The organism is Domibacillus robiginosus (assembly GCF_000966195.1).
In the GTDB taxonomy this organism is placed as follows: Bacteria; Bacillota; Bacilli; order Bacillales; family Domibacillaceae; genus Domibacillus; species Domibacillus robiginosus.
Genome location: NZ_LAHL01000067.1, coordinates 1 through 24,977 on the forward strand (window position 1 = coordinate 1; position 24,977 = coordinate 24,977).

Genomic DNA, 24,977 nt, shown 5'->3' on the forward strand with positions numbered 1-24,977 from the left:
TTGGGTATTCCTCCAACATAAATTTATGTAGCGGCGGAGGGGATCGAACCCCCGACCTCACGGGTATGAACCGTACGCTCTAGCCAGCTGAGCTACACCGCCATAAAAATTATATGAAAATTGGTGGAGCCTAGCGGGATCGAACCGCTGACCTCCTGCGTGCAAAGCAGGCGCTCTCCCAGCTGAGCTAAGGCCCCATGTAAAACGATCGGGAAGACAGGATTCGAACCTGCGACCCTCTGATTAAAATTCAGATGCTTTACCACTGAGCTACTGCGGACTAACCTACACTAACGACAGCTATGAAATAATATCATCTTCAAAATATAAAATCAATACTTTTTCCAAATATTTATTACTAACTTTCTTTTTTCTAACAAAGTGGCACATACATATTGGAAAAGGTATCGCATTACTGGCCCCAAGACTTCTTCAAATTGCTCCGCAAAATGAAGTTTTAACTTTTTTAAATCAACAGAACAATATCGTTTAACAAAGCCTTTTTTCTAAAAAAATGCCCTACTTGATTATGTTACCAGTGTGAGAGGAGCAGAAACAATCCATACTGTTAAAGCAAGACAAATCAAAAACCCATTAGGGAGTGATTGATCATGTCACGCAGCAATCGCAATCGACTCTTGGCTCCAGGTGCCCAGCAGGCTATTGACCAGATGAAGTACGAAATTGCTTCTGAATTTGGTGTTCAGCTAGGTGCGGATACAACAGCTCGTGAAAACGGTTCTGTCGGCGGTGAAATCACGAAGCGTCTTGTAGAAATGGCGAAACAACAATTGTCTAGCCGTTAGGAAACACACAAAACTAAATAGCAAGAAGAAAAAAGATATCCCTTCATCCTGAAGGGGTGTCTTTTTTTAGAAGAATATGTTCAGGGCAGCCTTGAACAAAAATAAGCTTCGTATTCCTTTTCATGATTTTTGATTTAAATGGAGAGACTCACATTTAGAAAACATAATCATTTAGGAATAATTTTTTAAAAAAGATAACAAATTTAGGATAAAAAAGAAGTCTGATTCACTTGTATTCTCGAAAATATAAGCAATTGCTCTTTTACACGGTATTCGGGAATCATACACAAGGCATCCTTCCCTAAAAGTGTTAGTTTAAATTTTATTCGCTCCAATAATGTTAGGTTTAAGTTTATGAAAGAAGAAGCTTAAATTAGCGGCGCAACGTTAAGGTTATTTTCTAATGCGTATTTTACTCCGCAGTTTAATCATTTCTCGAATCGAGTTCATTAATTCAACTTTGTGATTCTTCCAATGCCTCTTAGCCTAAAGCTTCTTCTCCCTAACTAAAACAAGCGCCGTCCCTTGTTTTCAAAGGATAGCGCTTGTTTTAGCAAATTATTTTGAACGCAACATACTCCCTTTTTCTGTATCAGAAAGCCCGATTGTATAATAGATAAATATCAATCGATAGTAGGCTGCTCATCTTATATAAAAGTTCCGTCTGTTCTTACACTTACATTCACTTTTACCTTTTTTATTTTATAATTTTTCTTTTTCTAATAATTTATTGGCCGGTGCCAACCAACCAATCAGGGCAATACCAATTAATACTCCATAGAAAATCAGCGTCCAAGCGGTACTGTGTGGAAAATGGGTGTCTAATACACCAACATCCTCGTGTGCGAGAGTAATGACAGCAAGCTTGACACCGACCCAGGCAACAATGGCATAAGCTGTTGTTTCCAATGCTGGACGTTGATCAAGCAGTTGGACAAACCAGGTTGCTGCATATTTAATCAAGATAAGGCCAGAAATCCCTGCAAGGAGAATAACAATAAACTTTCCACCATCCATGCCGCCGAAGTTACCAAGCGGTGAATCTGGAAGACCGAGAGACAAAGCAACCGCAGCTAAAATCGAATCAACAGCAAAAGCAAGGTCCGCTAAACCAATCTTCCCTACTGTCGGCCAGAAACCTTTTCCTGCGGCTTCCTCTGCTTCTTCTTCCACGTCCTCACGGATATTCTCATTTTCTTTCCCAAACCGGGCCTTAATAACATGCTTTAAGCCCAGGTAAAGAAGATAAGCTGCTCCTATCGCCTGTATCTGCCAGACGTTTGCAATAAAAGAAATAGCAAAAAGTGCAGCAAATCGGAAAAAGAACGCCAAAATAATTCCGTAATTTATCGCTTTTTTCTTCTGATCTTTGGGTAAATGCTTGGCTATAACTGCTAGTACAAGGGCATTATCAGCCGATAGCAATCCTTCTAATCCAATTAGGATTAACAATGCCCAGGCATACTCCAGCCAAATGGAATCCATCCATCTCTCTCCTTTTTGAAACCTGATTAATCTGTTATGTAAAAGTTTCAATAATTATAATATTACCCTGACAATCCCCAGGTAATCAGAACATTAGTAAAAACTCATCTCATTTAAGCATGCGACCACTTCATTTTTAAATTAGCGTGTGATAGGGCTTAGTGTTGGGTCCCTGTTTCGAAGCAGAATGCCAAACGCCAGCTTTTTTAAGGTCCTCTGATACATAAATTTTATTGACAATCCGCCAAATGGAATATAAATTAAAGAGAATGATAATCAATATCAATAGAATATAGGAGGTTAAAACTAGAAAGCTTTATCAGCTTGCTGCTTATCCCCTGGCCGCGATCAGCATCTACAGGGAAAATTCTTGAACATTTTCACCGAGGAGTGGAAAGTAAATATATCTTTCCAGGAGGACTTACTAGCTATTCATTTAAACATGTTACTCAGCAAAGTTAGTCAACAATCATTATGATAAAAGGAAGGTTATACAAATGATTAAAAAGCAAAAAACCTCACTAGCAACATTACTGCTTTCGGCTCTGGTTATGATCCTATTAGTTGGTTGTTCAGGCGAGAAATCAGGTTCAACATCCCAAACAGAAACAACTGCTTCCCAGGATACGAATTCTGAATATCCAATTGTTATTAAACATGCATTTGGCGAAACTGAAATTGCAAGCAAGCCTGAACGAGTAGTGACAGTCCAGTGGGCCAATCATGATGTTGCTCTTGCTCTTGGAGTTGTACCTGTTGGCTTTTCTGCAGCGAATTACGGCGTTCAGGATGACAGCGGACTTTTGCCCTGGACTGCAAAAAAGCTTGAGGAGCTCGGTGCAGACCAGCCTAATGTTTTCCAGGATACCGACGGCCTTGATTTTGAGGCTATCTCAGACGCAAACCCAGATGTCATTCTTGCAGGTTACTCGGGTATCACGCAGGAAGACTATGATGTTCTAAGCGAAATTGCTCCGGTTGTGGCTTATCAGGACGGTCCCTGGGCAACTACATGGCGTGACCAGGTTACGTTAAATTCAACGGGCATGGGAATGAAAGAAGAAGGCGAACAACTGATTAAGGATACTGAGAAACTGATTGAGGATGCATCAAGCAAACATCCTGAGATAAAAGGCAAAACAGTTGCCTGGGTCAACTTCTCAGCTGAAGATATGTCTAAGTTGCACCTTTATACACCAGCAGACCCTCGCGGTGCTTTTCTGGCTGAGCTGGGCATGGAGTATCCTGAAAGTATTACGAATGAAATTACCGATCCTACTAGCTACTCATTATCATTAAGCGCTGAGAATGCCGATATCTTGAACGACGCTGATATTATCATTGGGTATGGTGATGAAAGCCTGTATGAAGCAGTTAAAGCGGACCCCCTTCTAGGCAAAATTCCAGCAATTCAAAGAGGTTCCGTTGTGTTCATTGGCAACAACACACCTTTGGCTGCTTCAGGAAATCCAAATCCGCTGGCAATTTCTTATACGATTGATGAATACCTTGAATTAATAGGAGGAGCCGTTAGCAAGTTAAATGAATAGTTCATCCGCTTCAAACATAAAAAAGCCAAGCTTGCATATTCCGAGGAATTTTGGAGTGGTTCTGGTGATTTGTTTTGTTTTGCTTGGCTTGTGCATGCTTACATCCCTGGCCTTTGGTTCTCGAATGGTGGGATTACATGACGTGATAGACGGTTTATTTCACCCGGCTGCCGATTCTTACGAAGCAAACGTGGTTCGCAAGAGGATTTCACGAACCGTTTTCAGTTTACTTTGTGGTGCGGCACTCGGAGTTTCCGGAGCGCTTATGCAAGCGGTCACCCGGAACCCGATTGCAGACCCGAGCATACTGGGAGTAAACACAGGAGCATCCTTGTTTGTTGTTTGCGGAATTGCATTCTTGAATATAAGTACCGCAAATCAATATATATGGCTGGCTTTGGCTGGGGCTGCCATTACGGCTCTTTTCGTATTTGGAATCGGCTCTCTAGGGCGTAGCGGTGCTACGCCCATTAAACTTGTTTTAGCAGGGGCCGCCACAAGTGCCGCCCTTTCTTCTTTAGTCATGGCAATCATGATCCCGCGTTCCTACGTCATGGATCAATTTAGATTTTGGCAAGTGGGAAGTGTCGGCTCGGCAAACTGGGACAATATTTCGACTTTCACCCCGTTTTTGCTAATTGGAATACTGGTAGCTATTTTTTCTGCCCCTGCACTAAATGCACTGGCCCTAGGAGACGATGTTGCAACGGGACTCGGCGTTCGGACAGGGACACTGAGGCTTATTGCGGCTCTTGGAGCTGTTCTTTTGTGCGGCTCGGCTACTGCCCTCGCAGGCCCTATTGGCTTTGTCGGACTTTTATCAACTCATGTCATGCGTCTTATTCTCGGCCCCGATCTGCGTTTTGTTATACCGATGTCAGCCCTTTCAGGAGCCATCATTTTGACTGTATCAGATGTACTCGGCAGGCTCATCGGCAGCCCTGGAGAACTTGAAGTCGGTGTGGTTACAGCATTTATAGGAGCTCCGATACTAATATTATTAACTATGAAATTGAAAGTGCGGTCATTATGAAAAATGAATCTGTTGGGTTTATTAGGGCGGGCAGACGTCAAAGACGCCGCCGATGGATATTTGTTACCGGCTCCCTCGCAGCACTTTCATTTATTCTTTGCTGTGCCATGCTTTTACTGGGGAACACTATCTATCCTGTAATGGATGTAATTCGAGCGCTTTCAGGAGAGCAAGTCCAGGGCGCTTCTTTTGCTGTTAATACTATACGTCTGCCAAGAATGCTGGCAGGCCTTTTTGCCGGATTCGCTTTCGGCATTGCCGGAAACACCTTTCAGACGATGCTGCGCAATCCCCTTGCGAACCCGAATGTAATCGGAATTACAAGTGGATCGAGTGTTGCAGCTGTTTTTTGTATTGTCATACTTCATACTAGCGGAGCGGTTGTTTCCATTGCTTCCGTGATTGCTGGTCTTGCTACTGTCATCCTCATTTATGTATTATCGAGGGGAAAGTCATTTTCAATTGGGAGATTAATTCTTATCGGAATAGGCATACAGGCTATGCTTGACGCTTTGGTATCCTATCTTCTACTGATTGGGGCAGAACAAGATCTTCCCGCAGCGTTCAGATGGCTCACCGGCAGCCTCAATGGCTCACAAATGGATGAGCTTCCGCCATTGGTACTATCTGTTTTCATCTTTGCACCTATCATTATAGTGCTGGGAAAACATCTAAGTATATTGGAACTTGGAGAACAGTCGGCCACTTCTCTCGGAGTAAACACCGACAAAACAAGAGTTTTGCTTATTTTTAGTTCTGTTTGCATGATTTCGATTGCTACTGCTACCACAGGTCCAATAGCCTTTGTCGCTTTCCTTTCAGGACCGATTGCAAAAAGACTAGTCGGAGCTGGCTTCTCAAACGTAATTCCCGCAGGTCTTGTTGGTGCTAATTTAGTTTTGGCTGCAGATTTAATCGGGCAATTTGCTTTTGTGGCCAGATACCCTGTAGGCATCATAACCGGAATACTCGGAGCACCATATCTGATCTTCTTGCTAATCCGAATGAATAGAAAGGGGGAATTATAATGACACAGACACATATTTTTCAAGCTGAAGAAATTGTAGCGGGATATGACAATAAGATGGTTATCCAGGAAGTCAGTCTTGTTATTCCCAGTAATAAAATAAGCGTTATTATTGGCGCAAATGCCTGCGGAAAGTCTACGCTTCTTAAAACATTATCAAGACTCACAAAGCCTGTATCTGGAAACATCACTCTTGATGGAAAACTTATCAGCAAAATCCCATCAAAACAATTAGCTCGAGTTGTAGGGCTGCTTCCTCAATCTCCCATTGTGCCGGAAGGAATTTCTGTCGCAGATTTAGTTGGACGCGGAAGATTTCCGCACCAATCATTGCTCAGCGGCTGGACAAAAAAAGATTATGAGGCAGTCGCCGAAGCGATGAGAATTATGAATATAACTGAGCTGGCAAATCATAATATTGACGAGCTTTCAGGAGGCCAGAGACAGCGTGTCTGGATCGCTATGGCGCTGGCACAGCAAACAGACATTTTATTTCTTGATGAACCGACCACTTTTTTAGATATCACCTATCAAGTTGAAATTCTTGACCTGCTCACAGACCTTAACCGAAAGCACGGAACGACAATTGTGATGGTTCTTCATGATATAAACTTGTCCGCCCGTTATGCAGATTATATTTTTGCGCTTCGTCAAGGAAAACTTATCGTTGAGGGAGAACCCTTAAAGGTTATTACAAGCACATTGGTTAAAGACATTTTCGGGCTTGATTGCATGGTGATAAAAGATCCGGTTTCAGGCTCTCCTTTTGCCATACCTAAAGGACGATATCATGTAAATAATGAAAAAGCTCCTTAAATAAAGAAGCCTGTAAAAATTATCGATGTATTGAATTATTTTTTAACTGGCTCAAATATTATGTAGAGACAAATTATATATCAAGCGCTGGGTGCCTGTATAGCACTGGATTCTTCACTTAAATCTATACAGGTACCCTATTTATTATGTGGATTCAACGTACCCTCGAATCTCAATAAAGAACGATCGGCCGCTTTTAAACAGTTTGTTTTCCAGGGTTCATTTCTAGCTCGAACTGTTGCTTTTGATCGCCAGTTAATACCGGATTTGTTCCATTAAAAGTAAGCTCCATTCGTTCGATCATAAGAGTTAGCCATCCAACTTCATTTTTTATGGCTGTTTCAGATGCATCCCAGTTAATTAACCTTTGGGATCGACGCGCTCTTTTTTCAACATTTCCCCAGGCTGACAGGATAGCAGCATTGCTCTCTTCCTGGTCCAGTCTGTTTTTTAATAAACAAATATAATGAGTAACAGATTTTATTTCTCTGTGCCTTTTTTCATATGATCCATAGACATCCAAAGCTTTTTTCAATTCATTCGCATGATGAGCCGCTGCTTTCACGTAATGCTTATTTAAATGCAATATGTTTAGCTCCCTTCATCATTCTAAATGTAAGTTTTTTATTTAATTCAAGATAAGTTGCTTATGTAGTCAAATTGGTCAATTTCCATTGACTAGAACTATAAAATGAAAGCGCTTTAAATAAGCATAATCGTTATTTCTTGTTCTTTCAATACTTAAAGCGAGTTTTAAATACATTTTTACAGCCGTATATGCTTTTTTGTTTTTTCCTAGTTTGTTATAAAGTTGATTCAGCGAAAAAACTCGTTTAACGAAGTATTTTCCTGCCAGGCTCTTTGTCCAAGGAATTTTCTGGACGATACTACAATAAAAAAAGCGTCCTGCCCTCACAGGGGGAAACTCTCAACTACTATCGGCACTAAAGAGCTTAACGGCCGTGTTCGGGATGGGAACGGGTGTAACATCTTCGCTGTTGCCATCAGACTGTGTATGGAACAAAATTGTTCCTTCAAAACTGGATAATCTCTGTAAAGTAACGGCAATACCGGGTCATATGTTATCCAGCGTCGAGCACGATTTTTGTATTTCTTTTATTTTTTCGATATGCAACGCGATTCCATTTCGAATAGCGATTTTGATGCAGATTAAAAAATAAAAATTTCTTTAAGCACTTCTTTTTTACTTTTTATTCTATAATTGGTTAATATTACTACTCCAACAAAAGCTGTTTAATCGCTTCATATGTTTATGCGAATAATGACTTTGCTGTAACAAACAAAAAACAAGCGCGATTCTTTTCTAGAAAAGAATCACGCTTGTTATACAGCTCTTACCAAACAAATGTATGATCATAGAAAGCTGTCGGGTTGATCAGCCTTGCTCCGCCTCTTGAAACGCAGCAGCTACTTTTTCAAATTCCTCATCATCTTCAATGACGGTTAACTGCTCTACACTTTCGCCCTTCAAAAAGAACACATTGATGTCTTCGTCCGATGCTTCGTTAAGCTCTTCCACCAAACTAACCGCTGCATATTGAGTTCCGTCGATCTTCAACATCCCGAGCACTTCAATTTCCTCTTCCTGGTCGTTTTCACCTTCCAGCGTAAAAATATCGCCTACTTGAATTTCTTCCATACCAATTCCTCCTCTGTTTCCATTATTGGATTGATTCCTTCAAACAGTATCTCCACCAAGCCATTTTTTATTTTTCCCATTTGTTCCAGCATACGCCAAACAAAACAGGACAACATGTTTATACCCTTTTTTAAAAGAAAATCTTATTTTTCATCTTTATTTTCTTTTGCTTTTTTCTCTTGTGAAAGGACCTTCCAGTAGTAGACAATCAACAAAACACAAAGCAGCGCAAAAACAATTATTTCAGCAGGTCTCATAATCGAAAACGGATTGAGTATGTGGTTTATAGAAAGTCTCAGGTTATACCCTTGAATGATGTCCAGCAGCAGCATCAAGCCGAATAATATCACCGCTACTAATACGGGAACACCAATCATTTTTATAGCAACAGTCTTCATCATTATCCACCTAGCCTCTCGGTTGTTACTTCATCGCCAGCTGTTTTTTTTGTTTTTTCCTATTTTTTAAGACGACACTTACCAGCAAAAGAAGCGGAAAAATCACCTGAAACGGCAAATGTAAATAAAGGGGCACTATATCCAAACCTTCCTGAATGTGCTCCGAGAAATTGCTCGCTATTCCTACAGATAAAAACAGCGTAATAAACCCTAAAGGAAAAACAAGATGAGACGATTCTTTTACTTTAAATAAGCTCGTCGCTCCCATAACCGCCACATAAAAGAATATAGTGATTTTAAAGAACCCGCCAATAACTACACCAATCATAAAAAATACATCCAGACGTTCAAGAAATTCCGCAACATTAATTGTTTGTATAGTGGAGAGCAGCGGAAAATTGGAACGTGATAGCAGGCTGAATCCAAGAACACTTAAATTGACTGCCATCGTAACCGACAAAACGAACCCGCTGAACAGCAAAGCATAAAGCCCTACACGCTTAGCTTTTTTCAGTTGGTTTAAATATGGATAGATCATGGTGAAAACCACGATTTCTCCGAAAGGGAAAAAAACAGATTCGCCGATTGCTTTGATCAATGTTACCGGTCCCTCTTCTAAAACCGGTTGTAAATTTTTAGTATCAATAGAACCATTTAAAACAAGAAGAAGTAAAGAAGTGAGGGCAAGGATAGATACAACAACAAAAAGAATCTCTCCTGTCCTTGCCAATGTTTCGATCCCTTTTCTAACCGTATAAACAACCAAAACCATCCATAGCAAATTAACAATAAACAGAGGAGTTTCTGGATATGCGAATATGACAAGCATTTCTCCGTAGTCCCGCAATACCCGGGCAGCGAGGTAGAAAAGATACAGAACATATAAAAACGCAAAAATCTTTCCAAAGAAAGGCCCCCAGATTTTCGCCATGTATTCTGTAGGTACAAGTCCTGGATAGTAAGAGCCTACTTTGTAGTAAAGTAGAAATAAAAGCAAGCCTCCCACCATGCCGCCCAGAACGGCCAGCCAGGCATCCTGTTTTGCTGTTAACCCCACAGGGATAAGAAGTGAACTTCCGAGCTGAAACAATATGATGAGCACAAACAGCTGGCGGGGACTAATTTTTGCGTTCTCCATCGCTTTTCACTTCCTTTTTATTCCTATTTGTTTTTCATTTCCGACAGATAGGAATTATTTCTTAGACCTGTTCGGCGGATATACGACTCCACTGTTACATCCACATCTAAATTCGGAAAAATTTCATCTTCCCATTTCTTTTCGATCTTTTTCCATTCTGCTGGTTCATCACGATGGAATACTTCCCCGAACCCGAATATGTCTGCTTTTATCTTTTGGGTGTAATGGAGAGATGACTCAATATTTCTCTTCACCTCTTCACCTACATCCCGCTCTATTTTTTCCAGCGTTTTTGGATCTTTTAGATTAACCGGCACAATGACTTCCCCTATGTCACCTTCCATATGAACGTGAACAGAAATATGCGGCTTTCCATTCTTCATTTCTGCCGATACATTCGTTTTCTGGCGGGCCAGGCGGTAAGAAATGCCATCTTTGCGGCCTTCCCATTCTGTCGTAACGGTTGTGCTCTGAATTCGGTCCAAAATCCAGAGCACAGCTCTTGCATCTGCGCCATCAATCCAACCCGCCAACTTTCCGTTTTTAAAAATAGCGTTGCCGTTTGCCTCAACAGTCATTGGCAGGTCGGTTGCTTGAAGGCTCTCCTGTTTGGCTCCTTCTTTCGGATCACCTTTTACAGTAAAGCCGCTGATCATCGGTTCTCGGCCAGGCGATACAAGCGCGGTAATAATTTCTTCGAGGTCAATGTTTATATTCTCACCCATTGCCTTTTCCGTTGATTCCAACGTTTGCATAATTTTTTGAGAGGGAACTTTATCCAAAGCAGTCAAGGTTGTAATGAGGTCCTTTGCTTTTACTTCGCGGGCAATGACCACAGCTGTTGTGACCCGGAATTGAGAACCTCTGTCAAATGCCTCCAACACAGGTCCAATACCATCTTTTTGAGCTAACTCTTCACTGACTACGACAAGATTGGTATGAGAGTAATATGGTTCCCGTGAAATTTTCCTCGACATATTCCCATGTACTTCCATAATCGTATCGCCAGTAGCTGTATACACAGAGACAGGCGGACTTTGACCGCCGCCTCCTCCCTGCAGACCGCCGGCAATATTTGCGGGGTTAAAAAATTGGTACGAAGCCTCGTATTGCCCGGCTTCAGTCCGGTCAATACCTATAGCAGCGACCATGGCTATCTCGTTCAGCTGTCTCTCACTCCAGCAGCCGGATGTAAAAACAGATAAGCTAGCCAGCAATCCAAACAGAAAAGTACGTTTACGATTCATTTTGATTCCCCTTTTCTGTGCTTTCGCTTTTAATCGTTCTCGGCTGAGGAGGAGCTGGCATTTGGCTGCCCGCTTCTCGTTTTACATTATTAGGACTGAAGAGGCCCGGACGTTTTTTTGCTGCCCACCATGGAGCTCGAATGACCGTATCCCCTGATTCAACCGGTCTATATGGACCGAGTGGCGCCATGTACGGAACACCAAATGAGCGCAGGCCGCATAGATGAACCGTCAGCATAATTAAACCTACAATAATGCCGAAGAAACCGAATGCAGCAGCAAGCCCCATAAACGCAAAACGCAGCAGGCGCACAGAGATCGCTACGGCAAATGAAGGAGTGGCAAAGCTCGCGATCGCTGTAATCGCTACGACAATGACCATTGGCGGTGACACAATCCCCGCCTGTACAGCAGCCTGCCCAATAACAAGACCTCCGACAATGGATACGGTTGATCCAATCGCTTTAGGCAGCCGTAAACCCGCTTCCCGCAAAACCTCAAAAGCCAGCTCCATAATTAACGCTTCAATAACAGCCGGAAAAGGAACTGATTCCCGCTGGGCAGCGATGATCAGGAGCAGGTGTGTCGGAATCATTTCCTGGTGATATGTGGTAGCAGCGATATACGCGGCCGGTCCAATAAGGGAAATAAAGAAAATGAAAATCCGTAAAAGGCGGGTCGCTGAAGCAATGTCAAACCGGAAATAATAATCATCCGGCGTTTGAAAAAACTGTATGAAAACAACGGGCACCAACAGCACAAATGGCGTGCCATTCACGAAGATGGCCACACGCCCTTCCAGCAGGTTTCCCGCGATCACATCCGGCCTTTCCGTATGGTAAATTTGCGGAAAAGGACTGGCCGGCTGGTCTTCAATCAATTGCTCAATATAGCCGGATTCTAAAATGCTGTCGATTTTAATTCTCTTTAACCTTTTCTTTACTTCTTTTACCACATCATGATCAACGACGTTGTTCAAATACATAATTGACACATTTGTATTGGTCTGGGTGCCTATTTTCATCGACTCTACCCATAAATCCGGCGTTCTAATGATTCTGCGGACCATTGAGATGTTTGTAGAAAGGTTTTCGGTAAAGCTTTCTCTTGATCCCCTGATTACGTTCTGGGTAGTCGGCTCTGAAATAGAACGGGACTCGCCTCCCTGTGTACTTGCAACAGTGAGCGCTTTGTCCGTTCCATCAATGATAATGAGGGTTGCCCCGACTAACAAAGATTCAAACAGCTTGCTCCATTCTGTTTCTTCCTTTACACCACCCATCGGTATCACTAGATCCGATAAGTTATCCAGCATTTGTGTTCTTGTTTCATCTTGAGAAGAAGAATCATACTGCATTAACGATTCAATCAAAAAGTCGTTTAATAATTGGTTATCCACCAGCCCCTGCACGTAAATCACAGCCGCTTTTACTTTTGATGAACCGATTTTTAATTCACGAATGATAATATCAGGACTGTTCCCGAATTTTTGTTTTACCCAAGCAAGATTGTCCTGTAAGCTGCTTGTTATAGCTCCGGGCATCGGGTCAACTGGCTTGTTTTGATCTGCGTTTTTTTTGCCTTTAAAAAATGGGGACATAGCGCTGCCGACCTTTCTGCTCTTTTTATCTACAGATTTGCCTAAAAAATAATTTTTATACGTGTCTTTCCTGGCCGGTTCGCAAGCTTTCTGACCCTGCCTTCATTTCATCAAAAAGTAATATTTTTACTTTTTCACCAATTAACTCTTTGATGTTTATAGGAGTTATCCAAAAGTGAATCAACGTGCATAAAATATGTACGGTAAAACAAAGAAAACAAAATCTGCTGAGAGCAAACAAGTTTATTAACTTTTTTACCAGCTTATCGATCCAATGTGCCTTATTGGCCTCACTATTATTTGCATACCTTTACACACTGCATACTTTCCTCTGAACGCCAAACCTCTTGAAATGATTTGCTCGAGACTCTCTATCTATTTATTTTTTTAAAAATAGCGAATAAATAAACAATTTTTTTCGCATTGACAACCCAACTTTTCGTCTACTAATATGTAATATATTATTCAAAGTGATAGAATTGCTGATGTTGCAGCTACATTTTGTTTATAATCCTGAATACAAGTAAATTAGAAATTGGTAAAAAATACTCTTTTGTACAAGTTATCAAAAGAGTCTCTTTTATGGCTGCATGAGAGGTTTAAAAACTGAGGATGAACCCTTATGTGAAGAATAAACAGCCTTATTCAGATAGGAGGAACATATAATGGAGCAATTTATTTCGACTATGGTTGCAGAAATAAATAATTTTTTGTGGTCTTATGTGCTCATCATTTTGCTTATTGGAGCAGGACTTTACTTTACGTTTCGTTCACGCTTTTTGCAGTTCCGAATGGTAAGAGAAATGATTTCTGTTTTAAAAGAAGGGAAAACAACGAAAGCTGCTGGACTGTCACCATTCCAGGCTTTTTGCATCAGTATGGCAGCACGTGTTGGAACCGGTAATATTACCGGGATTGCTATTGCCATAGCACTGGGCGGTCCGGGGGCTATTTTTTGGATGTGGATCATTGCCTTAATTGGTTCAACTTCCGCTTTTGTAGAAAGTACACTTGCTCAAATTTACAAAGTGAAAGACAAAGAGGGCTTCCGCGGCGGGCCAGCCTATTACATGGAAAGAGGACTGAAAAAACGCTGGATGGGTGCCCTGTTCGCCATCCTGATTACTCTTTCATTCGGGCTCGTTTTTAATGCCGTACAGTCAAACACAATTACGGTGGCGTTCCAAAGCTCTTTTGGCACTGACCGTCTGACGCTTGGTATCATCATGACGGTTGTTTTTGCGGCCATTATCTTTGGCGGTATTAAGCGGATCGCAAAAGCTTCTGAATATATCGTTGTCGTCCTGGCTGTTTTCTATATTGGCATGGCGCTGGTTATTACGATTATGAACATTGATCAAGTACCTGGCGTTCTTGCCTTAATCGTAAAAAGTGCTTTTGGTTTGGAACAGGCTGCAGGCGGTGCGTTCGGGGCAATGATTATGAATGGAATCAAGCGCGGCCTGTTCTCCAATGAAGCGGGAATGGGAAGTGCGCCAAATGCAGCTGCAGCAGCTGTAACGAGCCATCCGGCAAAACAGGGGCTTGTTCAAGCACTCGGTGTTCTTTTGGATACAGGCGTCATCTGTACAAGCTCTGCCTTTATTATTCTGTTGTCTCCAGTTTACAAGCAAACAGACCTTAGCGGTATTGAGCTTACACAAGCATCACTGGCTACACATATTGGTTCATGGGCACCAGGCTTCCTGGCTTTCATGATTTTATTATTTGCATTCAGTACATTGATTGGTAACTACTATTATGGGGAAACCAATATTGAATTTTTGAATACAAACAAAATGTGGCTGATGCTGTATCGTGTAGGTGTACTTGCTATGATCCTGTTCGGCGCTGTTGCTAAAGTACAGCTTGTGTGGGATCTTGCTGACTTATTCATGGGCTTCATGGTTATTGTCAACCTGATCGCCATTTTGCTTTTATCAAAAATTGCCTTCGCTGCATTGAGTGATTATATGACTCAAAAAAGAGCGGGCAAAGATCCTCAATTTTATAAAGAAAGCATTCCAGACTTGGATCAAATTGAAGGATGGCCAGAAGAGAAAGAAAACAAAAATATTTAATCTGGTCTGACGAAACTTCTTTTCGCTTTATTTATTGTAAAACAGCCCTTATTCTGAAAAAGAATAACGGCTGTTTTTTTGTTTATTTAGCTTAAAAGCCTAACGCTGCTCCATCCCCGCGAGGATCCGCTCCACCGTGCTTAACACCGGTCTCGGGATTGATTAAAATAGCTCCAGCATGCCCCATCGTGTCACTAAAACCCTCTTCAAATTTAATAGAGTGTCCCTTTTGTTTCAGCTCTTGAAGAACGGCTTCTGGAATACGCGCTTCCATTTTTAAACTATTAGAGTCAGCGCCCCATGTGCGCCCATACAGCCATCGCGGTGCTTCAATGGCAGCTTGAACCCTGTATCCATAGTCAATTATTCTGGTAACAAGAGCGGCCTGCGTCTGCGGCTGTCCTTCACCGCCCATTGTCCCATAAACAAGGTAAGGATCATCATCTTTCAACAGCATAGCAGGGTTTAACGTATGAAAAGTACGCTTATTCGGCTCCAGCCGATTTACATGGACTGGATCCAGCGAGAAGAAACTTCCCCTGTTTTGAAGAGTGATCCCGGTTCCCTCCGGAATGATTCCCGATCCAAAATCATGATAAATACTTTGAATAAAAGAAACGGCATTGCCTTCCTGATCAACCACACCAAGCCAGACTGTGTCTCCTTTCGGTTCTAATTGTTTATTCAGGTTATTGGCATGTGAGAAATCAATATGAGCCGCCAGATCCTGCCCCCGCTCGCCCGATAGCAGCTTTTGCAGCGGGATGTCAAGAAACTCAGGATCCGTCAGCCATTCGTCCCGGTCAGCGAAAGCAAGCTTGGTTGCTTCGACTAACAAGTGATAATATTCCGCAGAGCCTTCCTTAATAAACTGTAAATCAAATTGATTTAAAATGTTTAAAATAGACAGGGAAGCAAATCCTTGTGTATTAGGCGGCAGATTATACGCTTTATACCCGCGGTAAGGAACAGAAATAGGCTTTACCCAGTCCGAACGGTGGCGTTCGAAATCTTCTTTTGTTAACAAACCGTCATTTTCCTGAACTTCTTTTACAATTTGTTCTCCTATCTTCCCGTGATAAAGAACTTGACTGCCTTCCTCTGCAATGGCCTCCAGCGTCCGAGCTAAATCCGGCTGCTTCATGATTTCTCCCGTGCGATAAGCTGTACCATCTTTTTTTAGAAAGGTATCACGAAACCCTTTGAATCGCTGAAGATATCTAAATTCATGATCGCGTGCATCCAAATTTACATTTGTCCAGTGCTCCTGGCTCGGTGTTACAGGATACCCATATTTTGCATAAGAAATGGCAGAAGCTAAAAGTTCTTCCCATGATAACGTTCCTCCCATGTATTTCCGGGAGTGTTTATACGCTTCCTCCCAGCCGGCCACAGCTCCCGGAACGGTGACAGCAGCAAGGTATCCCCGGGCAGGAATAGACGTGTAGTTTCTTTTCTGATAAAAATCAATAGTTGCCTTTTGTCCCGCACGTCCGCTGCTGTTTAGGGCATTTATCTTTTTTGTTCGCTGGTTTGATAGTAACCAAAAGCTGTCACCGCCAATACTATTCATGTGAGGATACACGACAGCTAAAGTGGCGGCTGCCGCAATCGTTGCTTCAATGGCATTTCCTCCCTTTTTCAATATATCAAGACCCACTCCCGAAGCCAGATAATGGGGAGCTGTTACCATTCCGCTTCGCGCAAGTGTAGTTGGACGATAAGACTGTGTTACTTGATTGATCATTATATCCCCCTCTTCCCTGTGCTCCTATACATATGCTGAATCAATAAAAAATGGATTTTAATATGTAGGTAAAATACGGAATTGCCGCAGAAACCAGCAGCGTAAACATCTTTAGATCTTTTCATTATTAAACTATAAGGCGGGAAAAATGGAGGGTTTTTTGTTAGAAAATATACCGCCTTTTTTGGCTGCACCCGGTCGTTTTAAAAAAATATCATGCAAAGAAAAATAAAAAAGCACTTCAACTTGGTCGAGGTGCTTAGTGTGTAGACAAAGTCTTTCTCTTTCAAAAAAAAGCCGATAAGTGGTGTTAAAGATCAATCAGCCCAGAATTGGGCATACATTTCCTCTTTTTTTAAAAAGAAAAAATACGACTTTATTCATTCTATACAATCTTGTCGCAAGCCACCTGGCGGCGTCCGGTCAGCGCAGACTTCTATGGGACGAGCGGGCAGCTGAGACGTGGGAGCTGCCCGGACGCCGCCGATCTATCCTATTCATGTGACGGTTATCAATCATTTGTCTACAGTCTGAGCACTTCAACCTGGTTGAGGTGCTCATTATATATTTATATCAAATCTTTTTTCTTTCCATTCCTATCGTTTCTCATTTCATATTGAGTCGGATACGGTCCAGGCTATTTTCCCAAATTGCTTTCAATACTTCGACCATATATTTGTGCTCTTGATAAGATGTCGACTTCCTGCTGTTTTACTGAAAAATAATACACCTCCATCCACTTGATCTTCACTTTGATAGTTTCGACTGCTTTGGTAATTAACCCCTTTTCACGTTACAAAACCTCACTTTAAGGAAACGGTTTCAATTGTATTTTTTTCGCTTTCCTTATTCATAATTTGTTCGTTCTCTTAAAAAGAGGTATACCATATCATTTGAATGTGTCATAAATCCATGTTAGGGTATAGTTAAGTAACATATGAGGTGAAAAAAAGTGGAATTTGTTAATCCTATTAAAAATGTTCAGGATATTCAGCTAATGAAGGACATGTTAAAAGAGAGATCCAGCCGTGACTTTGTTTTATTTGTTCTAGGCATTAACACAGGATTGAAAATTAATACGCTTCTTTCCTTAAAAGTAGAGCAGCTGGTTGAAAACTCCGGGGACATTCGATCATTTTTATTAGTCGAGGATCAAAAGATTTACATTAATGACCAGGTAAAAACAGCCTTATCCTTTCATTTGAAAAAGACGCAGCCCCCGCTTGACAGTTATCTGTTTAAATCACCTAAAAGTGATTCTCCCATTACACGGCAGCAAGCTTATCGCGTCATAAACGAAGCGGCCCGCAAAGTAGGGATTGCCGACCAGATTGGTACTCACACACTGCGTAAGACCTTTGGTTATCACGCTTACTTAAAAGGAGTTGCCATTTCCTTGATCCAGGAAAGGTTTCATCATGCTTGTCCGTCTGATACGTTCCGCTATATCGGCATGGATGAAAGAGATCAAAAAATAGATGTAAACCTGTAAATCGGGCAGAGTGAGAACGGCTCAACAAAAAAGCCCTTGGAACGGTGAATAACTTGTTCCAAGAGCCGCGCATTACTATTTATTATTCAAACTTTTCTTCTTTAATGGAAGAATGAATCGAAGTGGGTTCTGTAATTTTTTCATCTGTTACATGAAGCTGGCATGTTTTGTTTTCTTTAATATACGTAAAAACACCGTTGTTAAAATCTGTTCCAGTTTCTTTATAAAAAATACCTTCATGAATCACATCTTCAGAATGCGTAAAAGTGATTCGAGGGCCGTCTTCTCCTTTTACAAGGTACGCTCTTGTTCCATTTTCAAAAAGATTTTCAGTATCTTCAACAGACCGATCAATTGAAACAACATGAAAATCAACGAAAGAAATTTCGCGCAGCAGTGTATTTACAAACGATCCTCTTTTAATTTCCTGCCAGCGGCTTTGCGGAGACTGACCGAGGATAATTTGGGTAATATCCAGCTCGCGCGCTACTTCAGCAATTACTTTTGCAGCCGGTCTTTTTTCACCGTAGCGAATGATAAAATCTTCTGCCCCAAGTTCTTCAGCAAGAACTTTCCACTCTTGGATGTATGCAGCTTTGTCCGCGCCCAGTTCGTCTTTGGAAGACGGATCAATTGTCAAAATATAAAGCGGGCAGTCGAGCATATTGGCAATCTTACATCCGCGTTTAATAAGCCGCTCACCATTGGGGCCGTAATATGCACATACCAGTATACTCTCGTCCATACGGGCTCTTACCTTTTTCATAACCGTTTCACCTCTAATATGATTTCCTGCTCCATTCGCACGTCAATTTACTGCCGGACTGAAAAAAGAAAGGAACCATTTTCTTTTTACCTTTTGTTAGGATAAAGGTCCACTCAACATTTTTCAACCCCTAAAGCAGGAATCAGCGTTCTTTTTATTTATATTTCACAAAGTCTTTATATTTTTTCTTTGAAAACTGATTTTGTCCACTTACTAAGTCAGGAGGGATTTATTTGACACTGATTCATCTGTTTATTTTTGTTCCTATTTTGGTCGCACTGCTGATCCCCTTTATTGGAAAATGGTTTCCAAAACTTCACCTTGGATGGGCTGCTTTTCCTGTTCCCGTCTTATTATTCACTTTTTTCCTGGCTAAGATTCCAGAAACGGCAGACGGAGGATCTATCTACGGATCTATCAGCTGGATCCGCGCATTAGATCTTGCTTTTGCTGTTCATTTAGACGGACTTAGCTTAATTTTCACGCTGCTTATTACCGGTATCGGCAGTTTGGTGGTACTTTATTCTATTTTTTATTTATCGAAAGAGCGAGAACCTCTTTCTCACTTTTACGCCTATCTTCTTCTTTTTATGAGCGCGATGCTTGGAGTCGTCCTGTCAGATAATATGATGGTGCTGTACGTGTTTTGGGAAATGACCAGTATTTCTTCTTTCTTGCTGATCGCTTTTTGGTTTCGCCGCAAAAAATCACGGTATGGTGCCCAAAAATCCTTTTTAATCACGGTAGGCGGCGGCCTCTCCATGCTAGTCGGCTTTATTATGCTGTACACCATGACAGGAACAAACAGCATCCAGGAAATTATCTCGATGCGTGATGCGATTTCAGATCACCAACTATTTGTACCAGCTCTCATTTTAATTTTAATCGGTGCTTTTACAAAATCTGCCCAGTTTCCTTTTCATATATGGCTTCCAGATGCAATGGAAGCTCCGACGCCAGTCAGCGCTTATCTTCATTCCGCTACTATGGTTAAAGCAGGCCTGTTTTTGGTTGCACGCTTTACCCCTGTCTTCGGCGGAGAGGCGGCCTGGTTCTGGCTCGTAAGTAGTGTCGGCATGTTCACGATGTTCTGGGGCTCATTTACGGCTGTCCGTCAAAAAGACTTGAAAGCGCTGCTTGCGTATTCAACCATCAGCCAGCTTGGATTGATTATGTCCTTGTTCGGCCTTGGCTCCGCGGCTCTTCAAGGTGGAGCATCTATCGAATCAGTGGTATATACAAAAGCTATTTTTGTTGCCCTTTTCCACCTTGTTAATCACTCTACCTTTAAAGGTGCCTTGTTTATGGTCGTTGGGATTATCGACCATGAAGTCGGCACCCGGGACATCCGAAAGCTCGGTGGACTGCTTTCTTTTATGCCTGTTACGTTTACACTGGCAGTGATTAGTGGTTTTTCAATGGCTGGACTTCCGCCATTTAACGGATTTTTAAGCAAAGAAATGTTTTTTACTGCTGCGCTGCAGGCAGGCAGTATGGATATTTTCTCTATGGATACATGGGGTCTCCTTTTTCCGATTGTCGCATGGATCGGCAGTATTTTTACGTTTGTTTATTCAATGTTTATTGTCGTCCGCACATTTCTCGGGCCATACCGGCGTGAACGGCTGGAGAAAACCCCTCATGAAGCACCTGTTGGCATGTTGATTTCTCCCATTGTGCTTTGTGTAATCATCGTAGTACTGTTTTTCATTCCGAACGTGCTGAGTCATTATCTGCTTGCTCCGGCTATGAACAGCGTCCTTCCTTCGTATCAAGGGATGGAAGGCTTAGTTCCACATATTGCGGCCTGGCACGGCTTTAATCTTGAATTGCTTATGACCGCAGGCGTAGTCGTATTCGGCTTTCTACTTATGAAAACATATCGTTCCTGGCAAGGAGTATATGAATTATTTCCGGAAAACCGAAGCATTGATCGCGGCTATCAGTGGCTGCTGATTGGGAGTGAAATCGGCTCCAAAAAAGCAACGAATTTGTATATGACCGGATTTTTGCGTAACTATCTTTATTATATTTATGGTTTCCTCCTTCTGTCAGTAGGTGGAACCCTCTTTTTGACAGACGGGCTTTCCATTCGTCTTTCTAACGATGTACCTGTTGCTTTATATGAAATGCTGCTTGTTTTCATCATGGCAGCCGCAGGCGTAAGTATTCTTTTTACAAAGTCACGCATGACTGCTGCGCTGCTGAATGGCGTTCTTGGCTATTCTATCGCTATTTTCTTTGTGCTTTTCCGAGCACCTGATCTTGCTCTGACTCAGCTTGTCGTAGAAACAGTGACGACTGTTTTGTTTTTGTTGTGTTTTTACCATCTGCCGGAATGGTCAAAAGAAGATCGTGCACTCAAGGTACGCATTCCCAAAATCATTATTTCTGTTGGGATGGGGATTTTAACTGTACTTTTAGCTCTTTCTGTACAGGGAAACAAGTTATTTGATTCGATCTCTTCTTATTTCGAAGACTCCTATGACCTTGCAGGCGGAAGAAATATTGTTAATGCGATTTTAGGAGATTTTCGGGCATTCGATACCATGCTCGAAGTGGTTGTATTATTCATTGCCGGAGTCGGGGTATATACACTCGTGAAATTAAAAACACCGAAAGGAGCGGATGACCATGAGAGAAAATGATGTCATATTACAAACAGTTTCTAAAGTCGCTGTCTTCATCGTTTTAACTTTCGGGGTGTATTTATTTTTAGCCGGTCATCATCATCCCGGCGGAGGCTTTATTGGCGGGCTGATGCTTTCATCCGCTTTTGTCCTGTTGTACTTAGCATTTGATGTAGAAACTGTTAATAAAGGTCTCCCTTTTGATTACAAAAAAGTAGCAGCGCTCGGTGTGTTAATCGCTACGCTTACCGGTACAGGGTCGCTAGTGTTTGACAGCTCGTTTTTGAGCCAAACATTTGCTTATTTTAATCTTCCTATTTTCGGTAAAACAGAGCTTGCCACCGTAATGCTGTTTGAATCCGGAGTGGCGCTTGGCGTCATCGGTGTGGTTGTTACCATTATTATTAGCATTAGTGAGGATGTGTAGGATGGAAACGATTATTATTTTATTAGTTGGCGTTCTCGTATCGACAGCAACTTATCTGCTGCTTTCTAAAAATCTGATTCGAGTCGTACTCGGTACCGCCATTTTATCTCATGCCATTCATTTGCTTCTCATGACAATGGGCGGACTGAAAATGGGAAGTGTCCCCATTTTAGGCGACCAGGTCGACACATATACAGATGCACTGCCCCAGGCTTTGATTCTGACAGCCATCGTCATTAGCTTTGCTGTGACTGCTTTTTTTCTCGTCCTTGTTTATCGTACCTATCAAAGCACGGGTAGTGACAATTTGTACGAGTTGAAAGGACCTCAGGATGAATAACGTATTGGTTTTTCCGATGATTGTGCCGATTCTGGCCGCTATGCTGCTTTTGTTTTTCCGGTCCAATACTGCCGTTCAGCGCTGGGGAAGTGTTGGGGCAATGACCGTCGTTTTCGGAACTAGCGTTTGGATTTTGCAGCAAGTTATGCTCCACGGTATCCTTCGACTTGACTTTGGTGAATGGCTGCCGCCGTTTGGCATTACATTTGTAGCTGATTCTTTCGCTATGCTGCTTGTAACAGTTTCTTCTCTTGTGACTGTTCTTTGTTTAGTGTATGCGGCTTTTGCAAAAGATGAAAAACGAGAATCCTTCTTTATGTACCCTTTTGCTCTTCTGCTCGCGGCTGGCGTAAATGGCTCGTTCTTAACCGGAGATTTGTTTAATTTATTTGTTTGCTTCGAAGTAATGCTGCTTGCTTCTTATGTGTTGATGACACTGGGCGGAGAAAAAAAGCAGTTGACCGAAGGAATTAAGTATATTTTGATCAACATTTTATCTTCTTGGCTTTTCCTGCTCGGTATCGCTTATCTTTACGGCACGCTTGGAACCTTAAATATGGCCCATTTGTCTGTACGCATTGCCGAAGCCGGACAGCCGCCCCTTTTAACTACCATCAGCATGTTGTTTTTAGTAGTGTTTTCCTTGAAAGCAGGACTGGTATTGTATTTCTGGCTTCCGGGCTCCTATAGTACACTGCCGGCTGCAATATCTGCTCTGTTTGCTGCTCTTTTAACGAAGGTGGGCGTTTATGCGCTTTTCCGCACTTTTACGCTGTTGTTTTATCATGAGCCTTCCCTTACTCATAAGGTCATTGGGTATATGGCGGCTGCAACAATGATCGGCGGAAGCATAGGGGCGCTTGCCCATCGCGACGTCAGAAAAATTGCTTCTTATAACGTTGTGATTGCTATCGGCTTTATTTTAGTCGGCCTGGCGTCCTTCAATATCGAAGCGATTCAAGGCTCTATTTACTATTTGATTCATGATATTTTAATAAAAGGCCTGCTGTTTTTGCTTGTAGGAACGATCATTCATTTAACCGGTAAAACCCGGTTTGATCAGGAAAGCGGCTTGATTGCCAACTATCCGCTGTTTGGTTGGCTGTTCTTTATTATGATTTTGTCGCTTGGCGGCATACCGCCATTCAGCGGATTTGCTGGTAAGCTGTTTATCGGGGAAGGTGCCATTGGTGCAGGCCACTATGGATTAACAGCTATTGCTTTCCTATCAAGTTTGTTTGTCCTATATTCTCTTTTACGGGTTTTCCTAATCATGTTCTGGGGAGAGTCAAGCATTTTGTCCAAGAATCAAATTCCTTTGTCCAAAGGGATGCTTGCCCCCCTTGTGGCATTGGGGATTATCACGACGGGACTCGGGCTTGGCATGGACTATCTTTCTCCTTACGTATCAGAAGCAGCCCATGTACTGATGAATCCTGATGTTTATATTGAAGGAGCTTTACACAATGAGTAAAAAAGCGGCTCACCAAGGAGGTGCAGTTTCATGCCTGTTCAGTTTTTATTAAATATACTAATCGCCGTTTTATGGGTGATGTTAAAAGATGAGGATGCCTTTCAGCTTGATACATTTGCTGGCGGTTTTCTGCTTGGCGTTGTCATTATCTTTTTAATGCATCGTTTCTTCGGCACCCCTTTTTACTTGAAACGTGTTTATTCGATGCTTAAGCTTTTTCTTATCTTCAATTATGAACTTTGGACGTCCAGCCTTTTGATTATGAAACAAATTTTGATTCCGAGCGTCACCTTTGTCCCCGGTACCTTTTCGTATCAAACAAAGCTTGAAAGTGACTGGGAAGTGACGGCGCTTGCCCTTTTGCTAATGCTGACACCTGGGTCAACCGTGCTGCGTATTTCGCCTGAAGGAAATGAGTTTTTTATCCATGCGATGGATATGAAACAAACAAAGCCTATGGTCTTACAATCTATTCAAACATATGAAAAAATTATTTTGGAGGTAACCCGGCCATGATCTATTCTATTTTTACGGTTGCGGTTGTGCTGTTCAGCCTGGCTATCGGCCTTTCTCTTATACGGGTACTGAAAGGACCCACCTTGCCTGATCGGGTAGTGGCATTTGATGTAATTGGCGTTAATTTAATTTCAATTGTTGCGGTTCTAAGTGCTCTGCTTCAAACAAAAGCTTATTTGGAAGTTATTTTGATTATTGCGATTTTGGCATTTATCAGCACCGTAGCTTTTTCTAAATACATTGAGAGAGGGATCATTATTGACAGAAAACCAAATCGTTGAATTGATTGCGGCATTGATGGTTCTGCTTGGTGGCGTTATCGCACTGATCAGCGCTTACGGTGTTTTAACCCTTCCTGACGTATACACACGCTCGCATGCCGGAACCAAAAGCTCCACTCTTGCCGTTCTACTGGCACTAACCGGTGTATTTATTTACTTCTGGTCGACAGAGCATTACATCAGTATTCGCCTTGTTCTCGGTATTGTGTTTCTGTATTTGACGGCGCCTGTGGCCGGACACCTAATTTGCCGGGCTGCTTATCATTCAGAAGCTGAAATGGTAAGAGAACCTGTGGAAAGCGGGTTAAAACATATCAATGCAACAGATAGTGAAAAATAAATCTCTTAAGAAAAGACTGCTCACAAAGCTATGTGAGCAGTCTTTTTTTCTTTCTATTAAATATCGTCCCTCTTTTCCACTGGGATTGAATGATAGGTCTTCGCAGAATCATATTTCTACTAC

At 42.0% G+C, this 24,977-nt stretch carries 23 protein-coding genes, 2 tRNA genes and 1 rRNA gene; 14 read left to right on the top strand and 12 right to left on the bottom strand.

Annotation, left to right across the window (positions count from 1 at the left end):
* Nucleotides 1-28: 28 nt before the first annotated feature.
* Together VP97_RS21445 and VP97_RS21450 are read right to left on the bottom strand one after the other, a co-directional pair.
* Nucleotides 29-102 (bottom strand) — tRNA-Met (locus VP97_RS21445).
* A gap of 19 nt (nucleotides 103-121) precedes the next feature.
* A tRNA-Ala gene (locus VP97_RS21450) sits at nucleotides 122-197 on the bottom strand.
* A gap of 414 nt (nucleotides 198-611) precedes the next feature.
* Here VP97_RS21450 and VP97_RS21460 point away from each other — a divergent pair.
* A complete protein-coding gene (locus VP97_RS21460) occupies nucleotides 612-806 on the top strand; it encodes an alpha/beta-type small acid-soluble spore protein (RefSeq protein ID WP_050184201.1) in 195 nt (64 codons plus the stop codon).
* A gap of 702 nt (nucleotides 807-1,508) precedes the next feature.
* On the opposite strand, the gene VP97_RS21465 is transcribed toward VP97_RS21460, so the two are convergent.
* Nucleotides 1,509-2,291, bottom strand: a complete 783-nt coding sequence (locus VP97_RS21465) for a TerC family protein (protein ID WP_050184202.1) — start codon at nucleotides 2,289-2,291, stop codon at nucleotides 1,509-1,511.
* 497 nt (nucleotides 2,292-2,788) lie between these two features.
* Here VP97_RS21465 and VP97_RS21470 point away from each other — a divergent pair, with 497 nt between their 5' ends.
* The 4 genes from VP97_RS21470 to VP97_RS21485 are packed head-to-tail and all read left to right on the top strand — an operon-like array spanning nucleotide 2,789 to nucleotide 6,717.
* A complete protein-coding gene (locus VP97_RS21470; protein ID WP_050184203.1) occupies nucleotides 2,789-3,841 on the top strand; it encodes an iron-siderophore ABC transporter substrate-binding protein in 1,053 nt (350 codons plus the stop codon).
* The gene (locus tag VP97_RS21475; protein ID WP_050184204.1) at nucleotides 3,834-4,874 is read left to right on the top strand and encodes a FecCD family ABC transporter permease; all 1,041 of its coding nucleotides are present in this window, start codon (nucleotides 3,834-3,836) and stop codon (nucleotides 4,872-4,874) included. The genes VP97_RS21470 and VP97_RS21475 overlap by 8 nt, the downstream gene beginning before the upstream one ends.
* Nucleotides 4,871-5,902 (top strand): FecCD family ABC transporter permease, encoded by a 1,032-nt coding sequence (locus VP97_RS21480; protein ID WP_050184205.1) that lies wholly within the window; start codon nucleotides 4,871-4,873, stop codon nucleotides 5,900-5,902. The genes VP97_RS21475 and VP97_RS21480 overlap by 4 nt, the downstream gene beginning before the upstream one ends.
* Nucleotides 5,902-6,717: an ABC transporter ATP-binding protein gene (locus VP97_RS21485; RefSeq protein ID WP_050184206.1), complete on the top strand. Its 816-nt coding sequence runs from the start codon at nucleotides 5,902-5,904 to the stop codon at nucleotides 6,715-6,717. Before VP97_RS21480 ends, VP97_RS21485 begins: the two co-directional genes overlap by 1 nt.
* A 196-nt stretch (nucleotides 6,718-6,913) precedes the next feature.
* Here the strand turns inward: VP97_RS21485 and VP97_RS21490 are convergent, their stop codons facing one another.
* From VP97_RS21490 to VP97_RS21520, 7 genes are all read right to left on the bottom strand, one after another.
* Nucleotides 6,914-7,282, bottom strand: coding sequence for a hypothetical protein (locus VP97_RS21490; protein ID WP_156153588.1), 369 nt, complete (start codon nucleotides 7,280-7,282; stop codon nucleotides 6,914-6,916).
* A gap of 328 nt (nucleotides 7,283-7,610) precedes the next feature.
* Nucleotides 7,611-7,726: ribosomal RNA gene (gene rrf / locus VP97_RS21495) — 5S ribosomal RNA — on the bottom strand.
* Nucleotides 7,727-8,113: 387 nt separating this feature from the next.
* Nucleotides 8,114-8,377, bottom strand: coding sequence for a DUF1292 domain-containing protein (locus VP97_RS21500; protein ID WP_050184208.1), 264 nt, complete (start codon nucleotides 8,375-8,377; stop codon nucleotides 8,114-8,116).
* Nucleotides 8,378-8,520: 143 nt separating this feature from the next.
* On the bottom strand, nucleotides 8,521-8,775 hold the full coding sequence (locus tag VP97_RS21505; protein ID WP_050184209.1) for a YczF family membrane protein: 255 nt from the start codon (nucleotides 8,773-8,775) through the stop codon (nucleotides 8,521-8,523).
* A gap of 25 nt (nucleotides 8,776-8,800) precedes the next feature.
* Nucleotides 8,801-9,913 (bottom strand): GerAB/ArcD/ProY family transporter, encoded by a 1,113-nt coding sequence (locus VP97_RS21510; protein WP_050184210.1) that lies wholly within the window; start codon nucleotides 9,911-9,913, stop codon nucleotides 8,801-8,803.
* Nucleotides 9,914-9,936: 23 nt separating this feature from the next.
* Nucleotides 9,937-11,160, bottom strand: a complete 1,224-nt coding sequence (locus VP97_RS21515; RefSeq protein WP_050184211.1) for a Ger(x)C family spore germination protein — start codon at nucleotides 11,158-11,160, stop codon at nucleotides 9,937-9,939.
* Nucleotides 11,150-12,760 carry a spore germination protein gene (locus tag VP97_RS21520; RefSeq protein WP_050184212.1) on the bottom strand — a complete coding sequence of 537 codons (1,611 nt, stop codon included), beginning with the start codon at nucleotides 12,758-12,760 and terminating at the stop codon, nucleotides 11,150-11,152. The genes VP97_RS21515 and VP97_RS21520 overlap by 11 nt, the downstream gene beginning before the upstream one ends.
* Before the next feature lie 665 nt (nucleotides 12,761-13,425).
* On the opposite strand from VP97_RS21520, the gene VP97_RS21525 reads away from it, so the two are divergent.
* Entirely contained in the window at nucleotides 13,426-14,841 is a 1,416-nt protein-coding gene (locus tag VP97_RS21525) for an alanine/glycine:cation symporter family protein (RefSeq protein WP_050184213.1), read from the top strand.
* A gap of 91 nt (nucleotides 14,842-14,932) precedes the next feature.
* Here the strand turns inward: VP97_RS21525 and ggt are convergent, their stop codons facing one another.
* Entirely contained in the window at nucleotides 14,933-16,588 is a 1,656-nt protein-coding gene (gene ggt, locus VP97_RS21530) for a gamma-glutamyltransferase (RefSeq protein ID WP_050184214.1), read from the bottom strand.
* Nucleotides 16,589-17,540: 952 nt separating this feature from the next.
* On the opposite strand from ggt, the gene VP97_RS21535 reads away from it, so the two are divergent.
* Entirely contained in the window at nucleotides 17,541-18,080 is a 540-nt protein-coding gene (locus VP97_RS21535; RefSeq protein WP_050184215.1) for a tyrosine-type recombinase/integrase, read from the top strand.
* A gap of 82 nt (nucleotides 18,081-18,162) precedes the next feature.
* On the opposite strand, the gene VP97_RS21540 is transcribed toward VP97_RS21535, so the two are convergent.
* Nucleotides 18,163-18,846 carry a universal stress protein gene (locus VP97_RS21540; RefSeq protein ID WP_050184216.1) on the bottom strand — a complete coding sequence of 228 codons (684 nt, stop codon included), beginning with the start codon at nucleotides 18,844-18,846 and terminating at the stop codon, nucleotides 18,163-18,165.
* 233 nt (nucleotides 18,847-19,079) lie between these two features.
* On the opposite strand from VP97_RS21540, the gene VP97_RS21545 reads away from it, so the two are divergent.
* The 7 genes from VP97_RS21545 to VP97_RS21575 are packed head-to-tail and all read left to right on the top strand — an operon-like array spanning nucleotide 19,080 to nucleotide 24,854.
* Entirely contained in the window at nucleotides 19,080-21,494 is a 2,415-nt protein-coding gene (locus VP97_RS21545) for a Na+/H+ antiporter subunit A (RefSeq protein ID WP_050184217.1), read from the top strand.
* The gene (locus VP97_RS21550) at nucleotides 21,481-21,903 is read left to right on the top strand and encodes a Na(+)/H(+) antiporter subunit B (protein ID WP_050184218.1); all 423 of its coding nucleotides are present in this window, start codon (nucleotides 21,481-21,483) and stop codon (nucleotides 21,901-21,903) included. Before VP97_RS21545 ends, VP97_RS21550 begins: the two co-directional genes overlap by 14 nt.
* 1 nt (nucleotide 21,904) lies before the next feature.
* On the top strand, nucleotides 21,905-22,243 hold the full coding sequence (locus tag VP97_RS21555; RefSeq protein WP_050184219.1) for a Na(+)/H(+) antiporter subunit C: 339 nt from the start codon (nucleotides 21,905-21,907) through the stop codon (nucleotides 22,241-22,243).
* Nucleotides 22,236-23,717, top strand: coding sequence for a Na+/H+ antiporter subunit D (locus tag VP97_RS21560; protein ID WP_050184220.1), 1,482 nt, complete (start codon nucleotides 22,236-22,238; stop codon nucleotides 23,715-23,717). Before VP97_RS21555 ends, VP97_RS21560 begins: the two co-directional genes overlap by 8 nt.
* 30 nt (nucleotides 23,718-23,747) lie before the next feature.
* Nucleotides 23,748-24,233, top strand: a complete 486-nt coding sequence (locus tag VP97_RS21565; RefSeq protein WP_050184221.1) for a Na+/H+ antiporter subunit E — start codon at nucleotides 23,748-23,750, stop codon at nucleotides 24,231-24,233.
* A complete protein-coding gene (locus VP97_RS21570; protein ID WP_050184222.1) occupies nucleotides 24,230-24,514 on the top strand; it encodes a Na(+)/H(+) antiporter subunit F1 in 285 nt (94 codons plus the stop codon). The genes VP97_RS21565 and VP97_RS21570 overlap by 4 nt, the downstream gene beginning before the upstream one ends.
* Nucleotides 24,492-24,854 carry a Na+/H+ antiporter subunit G gene (locus VP97_RS21575; RefSeq protein ID WP_082220496.1) on the top strand — a complete coding sequence of 121 codons (363 nt, stop codon included), beginning with the start codon at nucleotides 24,492-24,494 and terminating at the stop codon, nucleotides 24,852-24,854. The genes VP97_RS21570 and VP97_RS21575 overlap by 23 nt, the downstream gene beginning before the upstream one ends.
* Nucleotides 24,855-24,977: the final 123 nt, after the last annotated feature.